The sequence below is a fragment of the Bacillus sp. AF62 genome (genome assembly GCF_050312695.1).
In the GTDB taxonomy this organism is placed as follows: Bacteria; Bacillota; Bacilli; order Bacillales; family Bacillaceae_G; genus Bacillus_A; species Bacillus_A cereus.
Genome location: NZ_JBNPJZ010000086.1, coordinates 14,870 through 27,349, shown reverse-complemented (window position 1 = coordinate 27,349; position 12,480 = coordinate 14,870). Strand labels below are relative to the sequence as shown.

The following is a 12,480-nucleotide window of genomic DNA, read 5'->3' as shown; positions in this document are numbered from 1 at the left end:
TTTAAAAAGATCATCAAATTTTATTGCTTCATTTGGAATAATTGTATAATTATTATAAGCTGTAGAAGAGAGAGTATAGAGAGTATTATAAGGAACTGGATATAACTCATTTAATGTTGCCATTGTTTCACTCCTTCAAATTAATAGAAATTGGAACACAAAGACAATATATGCTGTGTTTTTGGTTTATTTAACCAAATTATAAAAAAATGTACAACTACCTATGAAAAAAGCATATACAATTCAGAAAAACGGCGGATAGTAGTAACGCATTTATAAGATAACTGCATTCTTATGTATAAATGAAAGGCCTATGAATCACACCTGGTAAAAAGCAATTTGTAATGCTATATGCATAAATGTAGAACAAGGTAATCGATAAAATCTAAATCGTGTTGGAAAGATGAAATAACGTCCTCTTTACGCATACATAACTATTTAATACAATCCCATTTCATCACATTCCTCTCTAGATATTTTATAATACACACTTGGTACAAAGGAGCTGTCTATTGTCTTTGTGGATACCTTTTTTGCTCCAGTATCTTCTAACCAATTGTAAAAGATGAATGACTTTTCATTGTTATGTACATTAGAAGAGTCTATATGATACTGTTTAGGCATCCTAGATAACTTGATATTATCGCTGTAAACCTTCGTAAATAATGCTTGAACACTATCTGTAAGAATGCCATTGTTTTTTAAGAATCTATCCATTTTACCTAGCGCATTGAATGCAAGGTGGAATAAGCTTTTATCACAATTGCTACCCACACGTAGGCCAATAATTGATGCGTTCGCTTTTAAAGTAGGATGATATGTTCCAGCTTTGATTGTGTGGTACATCATTTCCTGGTACTCATTCACAAAATACGTATGGATTCTTTTGAATTCTTTTTGGACATCGTTTTGTGCGTCTTCTAGCTCAATTTCAATGGATTCCATTAAGGATACTTTATCATTATTTTTTTCTTGTTTTAAGGAATTAAAAGAGTTAATAGAGTTAGTATAGTTAGAACTCATTTTTTCGGTCTCTATCCTTACAGCTTCAACGGTTTCATCCTTTTTCTGTTCTGCAACCTGTGCTGCATTTCGTTCTGCAATTTGTTCTGTATTTATGAAAAATACTTCGTTCATGATTGTTGTGAAATTAGAGTGCATTTTTAATACAAATACATATTTATTCTTCCCATCAGCTAATCCAGCAACTACGATTTCACCGGTTTGTTTTAATGCACGAACTGCTGCGTTCACAGTTCTTACAGAACAGTCAGCCTTACTTGCTAATGTCTCAGCAGAAATCTTGCATATGCCGTTGCCTGAGAGCATGTAAATAATATGGTCCATCACATCTTTTCGTTTAGATCGAGAAGGAAATAAACTTTCAAAGCTTTGATTTGTATTATCGACACGTTTTCTCATAGCATCAATAATCTTATTTTTCTTTTGTGTGCTTAAACGATTTTGTTGCATATATTTTTGAACATCTGCATTATAGGCAGTCAATTTTTTCATAACGGTTTGTCTCCTTTTTGGAAACAAAAAAGCAACGTCACCAATTAAGTAAACGTTGCTTAAGAGACTCTGCATGATGTACAATGACTCATGAGAGTATGGCAAGTGTTTACCTGGCTCAATCAGGTGGACGGTATAAGAGTGTTGGTAGCACTGCTTATACACGCTGTGCTCTTTTGTTTTGTTGATTTTTTGTATATACGTGAACTTTATATGTTTATATTTAAATACAAAAAATCAAGTTATACATAGGCAAACGATCTTTATTGGAAGTTTAAACACGTCAATTGTACACCCAAGGGAAGTTTTTAAAGAAGCCTTCCGTCGTGCAGCAGCCTCTATCATATGTCTTCATAACCATCCCTCAGGAGATCCCACGCCGAGCCGTGAAGATATTGAAGTAACCAAACGCTTAGTAGAATGCGGCCAGATTATCGGAATTGAAGTGCTTGATCATATTATAATAGGTGACCATAAATTCGTGAGTTTAAAGGAAAAAGGTCATATTTAAGACTATGCTTTTTACTTATTTTGTTTTATAATGTGATTTATGAGTTTTTTGTAGAAATTTATCTACAAAAAGGATAAAGATATAAAAAACGTACTGTTTTTATAATATAAAGTAAGAAAAAATGAGTCCGTGAAAACAAGAAAGGAAGATAAATAATATGTTTGGATTTGGTGGATTTACTCGCGATCTTGGAATAGACTTAGGAACTGCGAACACGCTTGTATATGTAAAAGGAAAAGGTGTAGTTTTACGTGAACCTTCAGTAGTTGCGTTACAAACTGATACGAAACAAATCGTTGCTGTAGGTAGCGATGCAAAACAAATGATTGGTCGTACACCAGGGAACGTTGTGGCACTTCGCCCGATGAAAGACGGTGTAATTGCTGATTATGAAACAACTGCAACAATGATGAAATATTACATTCAACAAGCTCAAAAATCAAACGGTTTCTTCTCACGTAAGCCGTATGTAATGGTATGTGTACCATCTGGTATTACAGCTGTAGAAAGACGTGCAGTAATCGATGCGACTCGTCAAGCGGGTGCTCGTGATGCTTATCCTATCGAAGAGCCATTTGCAGCAGCAATTGGTGCAAACTTACCTGTTTGGGAACCAACTGGTAGTATGGTTGTTGATATCGGCGGTGGTACAACAGAAGTTGCAATTATTTCTTTAGGTGGTATTGTAACAAGCCAGTCAGTTCGTGTTGCTGGTGATGATATGGACGATTCAATCATTCAGTACATTAAGAAAAGCTATAACTTAATGATTGGTGAAAGAACAGCTGAAGCATTAAAATTAGAAATTGGTTCTGCAGGCGAGCCAGAAGGTATCGAGCCTATGGAAATTCGCGGTCGTGATTTAGTAAGTGGTTTACCAAAAACAGTACTAATTCAGCCAGAAGAAATTGCAGATGCATTAAAAGATACAGTAGATGCGATTGTAGAATCAGTTAAAAATACGTTAGAAAAAACGCCACCTGAATTAGCGGCTGATATTATGGACCGCGGTATCGTATTAACAGGCGGCGGGGCATTACTACGTAATTTAGATAAAGTAATTAGTGAAGAAACGAAAATGCCAGTTCTTGTTGCAGAAGATCCATTAGATTGCGTAGCAATTGGAACAGGTAAAGCATTAGACAATATCGATCTTTTCAAAACTGCTGCTCGATAATATTGCAAAATAAAAATCAGTGAAATTAAGAGGGTGTGAACGTGCCACAGTTTTTCTTAAACAAAAGATTAATTGTTTTGTTGGTTAGTATTATTCTTCTCGTGGCATTGATTGGAATCTCATTGAAAGAACGGAACAGTTTAACATGGCCAGAGCAGTTTGTTAAAGACACTGTCGGTGTTGTAGAACGTGTATTCCAAAAGCCAGCGAAATACGTAGCTGGATTCTTCGAAAATGTAGAGGATGTAAAGCGCACGTATGAAGAGAATAAAGAATTAAAAGCAAAATTAGATAATTATGCAGGTCTATCAGGGAAAGTAAAACAACTAGAAGATGATAACAAGAAGCTACAAGAGCTAACTGGTAAAAAAGAGTTAAATAGCGGGTATACTGAAATTCCAGCTACTGTTGTTTCTCGTAATCCAGATAAATGGTACGATTTAATTGGAATTGATAAAGGGGCACAGCAAGGAATTAAAAAAGATATGGCTGTAGTAACTTCACAAGGGTTAGTTGGAAGAGTGAAAAGTGTATCTCAGTTTACATCATCAGTAGAATTACTAAGTTCTATGAGCCGAACAAATCGCGTTTCTGCTATTGTACAAGGGCAAGAGAAAATCTTTGGTTTGATTGAAGGTTATGACAAAGAAAAACAATTACTTCTTTTCACAAAGATTGGCTCTGATGCACCGGTAGCAAAAGATCAACTAGTTGTAACATCTGGACTTGGTGATATTTTCCCGAAAGGTCTTGTAATTGGAAAAATCGTTGATGTTCAGCCGGATGCATATGGCTTAACAAAAACAGCTTATGTAAAACCTGCCGCTGATTTAAATGACGTAGAGCATATTACGGTTGCTAAACGTGCAACACCTTCAGCGCCATTAGAATAGGAGGAGAAGAAGAGATGATGAAGATATTAAAAAGAGCAGCTCTTCCTCTTTTGCTCCTTTTTGTGTTTCTATTTGAAAATATGTTTGCTACTGTTGTTCCAACGGATGTGTTTTGGAAAGACAGTATAGCAGCACCGCATTTCTTTATAATCGTCTTATGTTTTATTACAGTGTATTATAGTCCGGTCCAAGGGATTTATTACGGACTATTATTTGGCTTCTTATTTGATACCGTATACACAGAACTTGTCGGGATATATATTTTTGCTTATCCGATTTTAGCTTATTTAGTTTATAGTGTGATGAAAGTATTACAATTGAATTTATTTATTGTTGTTTCTATCATATTAGCTAGCATTGTAGCACTAGAGTATTATGTGTATGGATTCTTAACTTTGTTAGGACGTACTCATATGCCAGCGCATGTCTTTTTCACAGATCGTCTCCTTTCTACTTTATTGTTAAATGCTATTTTCTTATTGATAGTTTGTTTCCCACTGAGACGATATATAGTGCGTCTTTCAAAAGCGATGGAAGAAAAAGAAAAAAGGATTTTCTAATTTTATGTCGAATTGAATCGGTGGGGTGAACTTTAGTGGAAGAAAAAAAGCAACAAAATGTAACGATAAAAGGGACAAAAGATGGGATAACGCTTCATTTAGATGATTGTTGTTCATTCTCAGAATTATTGATGGAATTAGACGAAAAACTTTCTACACATTACTACGATGGTGATGGGCGCTCTTTAATTGAAGTGCATGTGAAAGTAGGAAATCGTTATTTAACAGAAGTCCAACAAGAAGAGATTCGTACGTTAATTCGTAATAAAAAGAATCTTGTTGTGGATTCAATTGAAAGTGATGTTATCACTAAAGCAGAAGCAATAGCTTGGAAAGAAGAAACAGAAATTGTCCCTATTTCCAAAATTGTTCGCTCTGGACAAGTTTTACATGTAAAAGGAAATTTGTTGTTAATTGGAGATGTTAATCCAGGCGGAACGGTTATCGCTGGGGGGAATATTTTTGTCGTAGGATCATTAAGAGGAATTGCACATGCTGGGTATTATGGGGATTCAGATGCTGTAATCGCTGCATCTGTTATGAACCCGATGCAACTTCGAATTAGTGATGTGGCAATGCGGGCTCCGGAAGAGAAAGAAGACGGAGCGGAGGCGGCAGAATGTGCGTATATTAATGAGAACAATCACATTGTTGTCGATCGCCTGCAACTTCTCACTCATCTTAGACCTAATTTAACAAAGTTAGAAAGGGGAATTGTATAGCTGTGGGAGAGGCAATAGTAATTACATCTGGAAAAGGCGGAGTAGGTAAAACTACTACATCTGCGAACATTGGTACGGCCCTAGCGTTATCTGGAAAGAAAGTGTGCTTAATTGACACAGATATCGGTCTTCGAAATTTAGACGTAGTAATGGGGCTGGAAAATCGTATTGTATTTGATCTTGTTGATGTCGTTGAAGGGCGTTGCCGTTTACCTCAGGCTCTTATTAAAGATAAACGTTTTGATGATCTTTATTTATTACCTGCAGCACAAACGAGTGATAAATCAGCGGTAACACCTGAACAAATGGATGAATTAATACAAGTATTACGTCAAGATTATGATTACATATTAATCGATTGTCCTGCGGGGATTGAGCAGGGATTTAAAAATGCGGTAGCTGGTGCGGATAAAGCAATCGTTGTTACGACTCCAGAAGTATCCTCAATGCGCGATGCGGATCGTATTATTGGGCTTTTAGAAAAAGAGGATATTGAACCACCGAAACTTGTTATTAACCGTGTACGTAGTCATATGCTTCATGAACAGGATATGTTAGATGTTGATGAAATTGTACGTACATTGTCAATTGAGCTTCTTGGTGTTGTCGAAGATGACGATGAAGTTATTCGAGCTACAAATACAGGTGAACCTGTGGCGTTGCAACCAAGCGGAAAAGCAGCGTTGGCTTATCGTAATATTGCAAGACGCTTGTTAGGTGAGAATGTACCATTACAAGCATTTGAACAAGAAAAGGTATCGGTATTTGCAAAGGTGAAAAACTTCTTTGGAATCCGTTAAGAGCACTTCGCACATATGCGAGGTGCTTTCTTTTTTCTTCATACGAATATCTTTCTTTCTTAGCTCATACATATGTACAAACTGTATACAACTGTTTCTAATGAAATTAGCTTAACGAAAGAAAGGAGACAGTATGAAGAATAGACGCGTAGAAGAAATTAAAAAGCGGATTGCAAAAAGGAAGGCCGAGCAAGAAAGGATGGAGGAAGAGCAGTATTTTACCGGAGGGAATTTTGATAGCGAAACAGTATTTATTGAAGATGGAGAAAAGGAAATGCATCCTTTATTTCGAAAGGAAGTCTTTTTCTTCAAAGTTTTATTATCGGCAATATTAGTTCTTTCGGTTGCTATTTTATATAAGAATGCTCCTTCTTCATTCAATGGAGCTAAAGCTGTTACAGAAAAAGTGATGAAAGAGGAATTTCAGTTTGCTACTGTAGCGAAATGGTACGAAAAGCAATTTGGAAAACCGCTCGTATTCTATTCGCCAAACGAGAAAAAAGAAGGAAGTATTCAGCAAAAAGATTATGCAATTCCCGCTTCTGGAAAGGTAATGCAAGGGTTTCAAAAAAATGGCCAAGGTGTATTTGTCCAAACAGCTACAAATGCAACGGTTGAGTCAGTGAATGAAGGATTAGTTGTTTTTGCGGGTAAGAAAGAGGAACTTGGAAATACAGTTCAAATTCAACATGCAGATGGTACGGAGTCATGGTATGCAAACTTAAACGATATGTCAGTGAAATTATATGATTACGTTTCAAAGAAACAAAAAATTGGAACGGTGAGTAATGATACAAATGATAAAAATGGAAAGTTTTATTTCGCGATAAAAAAGAATGAAAAATTTATTGATCCGATCCAGGTGATATCATTTGATTAAATATAGAGACGTTTTGACGAAAATTTCCGTGCATCCATTATTTTGGGTTATTATTGTCATTGGTATTTTTACTGCACGTTTTAAAGAGTTACTACTGTTATTTTGTATCGTTCTTATTCATGAACTTGGGCATGCTATTGCAGCAGCACACTATAATTGGCGTATAAAAAGAATTCAGCTTTTGCCGTTTGGTGGCGTGGCCGAGCTTGAGGAACATGGTAATAAGTCATTGAAAGAGGAACTTGTTGTCGTAATTGCAGGGCCGATTCAACATGTTTGGATGATGCTGGTAGGTTATATGTTGTTTGAAGCCGGTTGGTTGAATGCAGATTTATATTATTTCTTTATGTGGAATAATATAATTATTTTAGCGTTTAATTTACTCCCTATTTGGCCGTTAGATGGCGGGAAAGTATTGTTTAATATACTATCATATCGTTTTCCTTATTTACAAGCACATGAAAAGATGATGAAATTGTCATGTGTTTTTTTTGGTGTAATATTAGGATGGCAGTTGCTCTGGAATAGTAACAATATTATGATGTGGGTACTACTCATATTTTTGGCAGTGTCGTTATATCAAGAGTGGAAACAAAGACGGTATGCATTTATGCGTTTTTTATTAGAACGTTATTATGGAAATAAAAGAGGGATTGAAAAGATTGCACCTATTGAAGTGCAATCAGAAGATCATTTATATAAGATATTCACAAAATTTCGTAGAGGATATAAGCATTCTATTATCGTCCGTGGAAAATATAAAGAGCATTACACATTGGATGAAAATGAATTGCTCTATGCATATTTTACTGAAAAACGAACAACCTCATCAGTTGAAGAATTAATCGGTTAGTGTTGACGATAGCACTAACCTTTTATTATTGTAAAAGCAAAGAAGATTATAAAGTGAGGAAATAATTTTGAAAACGTTATATGTGAATTACGCTGGTTCGGAAAAGCGCGTTGCAATTGAAGAGAAGAAAAAGATTGTTGAGTTTTTATGGAAACGTAATGAAGAGCAAGAGATTGTTGGGCATATTTATGTTGGACGTATCGTAAGAACAATTGCTGGAATGAACGCAGCTTTTGTAAATATAGGTTTAGAAAAACATGCGTATCTTTCATACGATGATGTACCACCTTCTTATCGTATACATGAAGGGCAAGCGATACTCGTACAGGTTGTGAAAGAGGCAATTGATACGAAAGGGCCTAAATTGACAGCGAATATAGAATTTACCGGGAAATATGTCGTTTATATGCCGTTTGATGAGATGCGAGCTGTTTCTCGGAAAATAAAAAATAATAAAAGAAGACAACAGTTACTTGAAATTGAAGTAGAAGGAACGGGAGGTTACATTTTCCGCTCTGCTTCTGAAAAAGGGGAAATTGAAGAAATACAAGCTGAAATGCAAGGGTTACAACAGTTGTATGAAGAGTTAAAAAGAAAAGAGGATCAAGGAAAGGCGCCGTTATTACTTCATCGACCGGCGACCTTTTTAGATCGTGTATTTCAAGAGAACCCAATTGAAACAATTGAAAAAGTAGTTGTAGATACAAGAAGTATAGTAAAAGAATTAGAAGACAAAGTTGGAAAAGAAAAAGTATCTTTTTATAATGAAAAGTCTTCGATGTTTAACCATTTTGGAATAGAGCGTGAAATTGAGAAAGCACTCCAAAAAATTGTGTGGCTTCCAAATGGTGCTTATTTAATTGTAGAGCAAATGGAGACGATGACTGTAATTGATGTGAATACGGGCAAGTTTACTGGAAAACAAAATTTACAAGATACAGTACTTCGCACAAATGAGATGGCAGCTGAAGAAATTGCACGCCAATTAAGACTTCGTGATATTGGTGGTATGATATTAATTGATTTTATTAATATGAAAAAAAGAGAAGATAAAGAAAAGGTAAGAGAATGTCTCATAGCTGCTATGAAAGATGATCGTACTTATACAAGAGTACTTGGATTTACTGAGTTAGGAATTTTGGAGATGACACGAAAACGTAAAAAACATTCTTTACGTGACGTATTACTAGAAGAGTGTGTATCTTGCAAAGCGACGGGTTATGTAATGTCGTATGAAACAATTGCGTATGAGCTAGAGAGAGAATTAATCACATATGGCAACATAGAGGATGAGGCAGTATTAATCGCTGCGCCTAAAGAACTGCAAAAACAATTTTTGCAAAAAGAATTACAAAAAAATATTCCATTTGAAATTTATTTCAAAGATGATATTATCGAAAAGTACACTATTATCCGTTTTGGAAGTAAAAAAGAAATTGTAGAACGGAAAAAATAGTTAGTAGAAGATTCATTGACAATACTCAATGAATTATGGTAACATCTTTATGTTATAGTTTATAGCACCTAAACGGCTATATGCTACAACCGCACAAGACAGGTTCCCTAAAGGCATTTATGTCTACCTCGTTTTTGGCGAGTCTTAGTAATTAAGAGGAGGTGCAAGTATGTACGCAATTATCGAAACAGGTGGAAAACAAATTAAAGTTGAAGCTGGTCAAGCAATCTACATTGAAAAATTAGATGTTGAAGCTGGTGAAACTGTTACTTTTGACAAAGTTCTTTTCGTTGGTGGCGAAAACGTTAAAGTTGGTAGCCCAGTTGTAGAAGGTGCAACAGTTACTGCGAAAGTTGAAAAACAAGGTCGCGCTAAGAAAATCATCGTTTTCAAATACAAAGCGAAAAAGAACAATCGTAAGAAACAAGGTCATCGTCAACCTTACACTAAGCTAGTTGTTGAAGCTATCAACGCTTAATTCTGGTTAACATGATTAAAATTACGATAAGTCGCACGAAATTAGGAAGTATCCAATCATTTAAAATGACTGGACATGCCGATTATGCGCCACATGGACAAGACCTTGTCTGTGCTGGAACTACAGCGGTTGTGTTTGGTTCTATAAATGCAGTGGAAGAACTTTGTAATGTGCAGGCAACTATTGAACTCGGAAGTGATGGCGGATTCTTAACGTATGAATTGCCTAATGATTTAGACGTTCATGCAGCAGAAAAAGCACAGATACTTTTAGAAGGATTGGTTGTTTCGCTTAAGACGATCGAACTTGATTACGGAAAGTATATCCGTTTAATAGAAAAAGTGCAGGAGGTGTAACGTATGTTAAGATTAGATCTTCAGTTTTTCGCATCTAAGAAAGGTGTAGGTAGTACAAAGAACGGTCGTGACTCTCAGTCAAAACGTCTTGGTGCTAAACGCGCAGATGGTCAAACGGTTTCAGGTGGTTCAATTCTTTACCGTCAACGCGGTACAAAAATTTATCCAGGTGTTAACGTTGGTCGTGGTGGCGATGACACTTTATACGCGAAAGTTGACGGCGTAGTACGCTTTGAGCGTCTTGGCCGTGACCGCAAACAAGTGAGCGTATATCCTGTTGCTCAAGAAGCATAAGAACTCACGGAAAACTCTAACCTGAGTGCAGGTTAGAGTTTTTCTATATTAAGGGGTATCTAAATGAATGAAAAATGGACAATTATAGATGCATTGCGCCATTCAAGACATGATTGGCTCAATCGTATGCAGATGGTGAAAGGAAACCTTTCACTTGGAAAAGTGGAAGAAATTCATAGTCTCATCGATCGTTTTGTCCAAGAAGCGAGACAAGAATCCAATCTGATGGGGCTATCAATGCCTTTATTTTCAGAGTGGATTTTAACATATAATTGGAAACAGCAGCCGTGCTTATTGGAGTACGAAGTATTAGGGAAATTACATAACTTATCTCACTTAGATGAGACTGTATGTACATGGACGAATCAATTTTTCTCAATGCTTCAGCATAGTTTAGACGTATATGTTGAAAATTATGTTTGTATCACAATTGAATGTGACGCGGAGAATGCTCGTTTCTTTTTTGATTTTCGTGGTAAGCTAACGAGTGTAGAAGAACTACAAAATTGGCTTGCGATCCAAAACAATAAATGGTATTCCATTTCTTATACAGTGCGAGACGAAGAAGTCTCAGTTATATTACAACCAATTGAAAAAAGTGTGGTGAAATAATGTTTGTAGATCAGGTCAAGATATATGTAAAAGGCGGCGACGGTGGTAACGGTATGGTTGCGTATCGTCGTGAGAAGTATGTTCCTAAAGGTGGCCCAGCAGGTGGCGACGGCGGTAAAGGTGCAGATGTTGTTTTCGTAGTTGAGGAAGGCTTACGTACATTAATGGACTTCCGCTACCAACGTCATTTCAAAGCTGATCGCGGTCAGCACGGAATGAGTAAAGGTCAGCACGGGCGTAAATCTGAAGATTTACTTGTAAAGGTTCCGCCAGGAACAGTAGTAAAAGATGAAAAAACTGGTCAAATTCTTGCCGATTTAGTAACGCATGGACAAACTGCTGTAATTGCAAAAGGTGGCCGTGGTGGCCGTGGTAACTCACGTTTTGCAACAGCTACGAACCCAGCGCCAGAAATCGCTGAGAACGGGGAACCAGGTCAAGAGCGTGATGTCATTCTAGAACTTAAAGTACTAGCAGACGTTGGACTTGTTGGATTCCCAAGTGTAGGTAAATCTACATTATTATCTGTTGTATCATCAGCGCGTCCGAAAATTGCAGAGTATCACTTCACAACAATCGTTCCGAATCTTGGTGTTGTTGAAACTGGTGATAACCGCAGCTTCGTTATGGCTGACCTTCCAGGACTAATTGAAGGCGCACATGCTGGCGTCGGACTTGGACACCAATTCTTACGTCATATTGAGCGTACACGTGTAATCGTGCATGTTATTGATATGTCTGGTTTAGAAGGCCGTGAGCCATATGAAGATTACGTAACGATTAATAATGAATTGAAAGAATACAATCTTCGCTTAACTGAGCGTCCACAAGTTGTTGTTGCAAACAAAATGGATATGCCAGATGCAGAAGAAAACTTACAAGCATTTAAAGAGAAAGTGGGAGACGAAGTAAAAATCTTCCCAATCTCAGCTGTAACAAGACAAGGTGTTCGTGACTTACTGTTTGAAGTAGCAAACTTAATAGAAACAACACCAGAATTCCCAATACATGAAGTTGCGGATGAGTCTGATACAAGTGTAATGTACAAATTTGATACTGAAGGTGTTAAATTTGAAATTACACGTGAAAGTGATGGCACGTTTGTTATCTCTGGTTACGATATCGAGAAAACATTCAAGATGACAGACTTCTCACGTGATGAATCTATACGTCGTTTCGCTCGTCAAATGCGCGGAATGGGTATTGATGAAGCGCTTCGTGCACGTGGTGCAAAAGACGGAGATATTGTGAAAATTCTTGAATATGAATTTGAATTTATCGATTAAGACTGCCGAAATACGGCAGTCTTTTTTTATATCGTAAAAATCGGATTTATATAGGAAAAAATCCCCACTAATTAAATTTTCAATTTA

Annotated in this window: 14 protein-coding genes, 1 pseudogene and 1 other annotated feature; of the genes and pseudogenes, 14 read left to right on the top strand and 1 reads right to left on the bottom strand. The window is 36.5% G+C overall.

The genetic code is table 11. From position 1 onward, the window contains the following. Window positions 1-438: 438 nt before the first annotated feature. The gene (locus ACQRBL_RS22185) at window positions 439-1,515 is read right to left on the bottom strand and encodes a cytosolic protein (protein ID WP_411995658.1); all 1,077 of its coding nucleotides are present in this window, start codon (window positions 1,513-1,515) and stop codon (window positions 439-441) included. Window positions 1,516-1,723: 208 nt separating this feature from the next. On the opposite strand from ACQRBL_RS22185, the pseudogene radC reads away from it, so the two are divergent. From radC to obgE, 14 genes and pseudogenes are all read left to right on the top strand, one after another. After that, window positions 1,724-2,026: pseudogene (gene radC, locus ACQRBL_RS22180) on the top strand (DNA repair protein RadC); the annotation flags it as partial. A 157-nt stretch (window positions 2,027-2,183) separates the two neighbouring features. Next, window positions 2,184-3,203: a cell shape-determining protein MreB gene (mreB, locus tag ACQRBL_RS22175; protein WP_000466736.1), complete on the top strand. Its 1,020-nt coding sequence runs from the start codon at window positions 2,184-2,186 to the stop codon at window positions 3,201-3,203. Window positions 3,204-3,244: 41 nt separating this feature from the next. Next, window positions 3,245-4,096 carry a rod shape-determining protein MreC gene (gene mreC, locus ACQRBL_RS22170; RefSeq protein ID WP_016080178.1) on the top strand — a complete coding sequence of 284 codons (852 nt, stop codon included), beginning with the start codon at window positions 3,245-3,247 and terminating at the stop codon, window positions 4,094-4,096. 14 nt (window positions 4,097-4,110) lie between these two features. Further along, the gene (mreD, locus tag ACQRBL_RS22165; protein ID WP_000975765.1) at window positions 4,111-4,656 is read left to right on the top strand and encodes a rod shape-determining protein MreD; all 546 of its coding nucleotides are present in this window, start codon (window positions 4,111-4,113) and stop codon (window positions 4,654-4,656) included. Window positions 4,657-4,691: 35 nt separating this feature from the next. Then, entirely contained in the window at window positions 4,692-5,378 is a 687-nt protein-coding gene (gene minC / locus ACQRBL_RS22160; protein ID WP_000391521.1) for a septum site-determining protein MinC, read from the top strand. Window positions 5,379-5,380: 2 nt separating this feature from the next. After that, window positions 5,381-6,178 (top strand): septum site-determining protein MinD, encoded by a 798-nt coding sequence (gene minD / locus ACQRBL_RS22155; protein ID WP_000503309.1) that lies wholly within the window; start codon window positions 5,381-5,383, stop codon window positions 6,176-6,178. Window positions 6,179-6,311: 133 nt separating this feature from the next. Next, entirely contained in the window at window positions 6,312-7,058 is a 747-nt protein-coding gene (spoIVFA, locus tag ACQRBL_RS22150) for a stage IV sporulation protein SpoIVFA (protein ID WP_029443366.1), read from the top strand. Next, entirely contained in the window at window positions 7,051-7,911 is an 861-nt protein-coding gene (gene spoIVFB / locus ACQRBL_RS22145) for a stage IV sporulation intramembrane metalloprotease SpoIVFB (protein WP_000599064.1), read from the top strand. The genes spoIVFA and spoIVFB overlap by 8 nt, the downstream gene beginning before the upstream one ends. Window positions 7,912-7,978: 67 nt before the next feature. After that, window positions 7,979-9,367 carry an Rne/Rng family ribonuclease gene (locus ACQRBL_RS22140; RefSeq protein ID WP_000855480.1) on the top strand — a complete coding sequence of 463 codons (1,389 nt, stop codon included), beginning with the start codon at window positions 7,979-7,981 and terminating at the stop codon, window positions 9,365-9,367. A 77-nt stretch (window positions 9,368-9,444) separates the two neighbouring features. Then, window positions 9,445-9,522, top strand: a sequence feature (ribosomal protein L21 leader region). Between the two features lie 14 nt (window positions 9,523-9,536). Next, window positions 9,537-9,845 carry a 50S ribosomal protein L21 gene (gene rplU, locus ACQRBL_RS22135; RefSeq protein ID WP_000270907.1) on the top strand — a complete coding sequence of 103 codons (309 nt, stop codon included), beginning with the start codon at window positions 9,537-9,539 and terminating at the stop codon, window positions 9,843-9,845. An 11-nt stretch (window positions 9,846-9,856) separates the two neighbouring features. Beyond that, window positions 9,857-10,201 (top strand): ribosomal-processing cysteine protease Prp, encoded by a 345-nt coding sequence (locus ACQRBL_RS22130; protein WP_002094147.1) that lies wholly within the window; start codon window positions 9,857-9,859, stop codon window positions 10,199-10,201. A 3-nt stretch (window positions 10,202-10,204) separates the two neighbouring features. Next, window positions 10,205-10,495 (top strand): 50S ribosomal protein L27, encoded by a 291-nt coding sequence (gene rpmA / locus ACQRBL_RS22125; RefSeq protein WP_000944957.1) that lies wholly within the window; start codon window positions 10,205-10,207, stop codon window positions 10,493-10,495. A 63-nt stretch (window positions 10,496-10,558) separates the two neighbouring features. Further along, the gene (locus ACQRBL_RS22120) at window positions 10,559-11,107 is read left to right on the top strand and encodes a sporulation initiation phosphotransferase B (protein WP_110497107.1); all 549 of its coding nucleotides are present in this window, start codon (window positions 10,559-10,561) and stop codon (window positions 11,105-11,107) included. Next, on the top strand, window positions 11,107-12,393 hold the full coding sequence (obgE, locus tag ACQRBL_RS22115) for a GTPase ObgE (protein ID WP_000497130.1): 1,287 nt from the start codon (window positions 11,107-11,109) through the stop codon (window positions 12,391-12,393). The genes ACQRBL_RS22120 and obgE overlap by 1 nt, the downstream gene beginning before the upstream one ends. Window positions 12,394-12,480 lie beyond the last annotated feature (87 nt).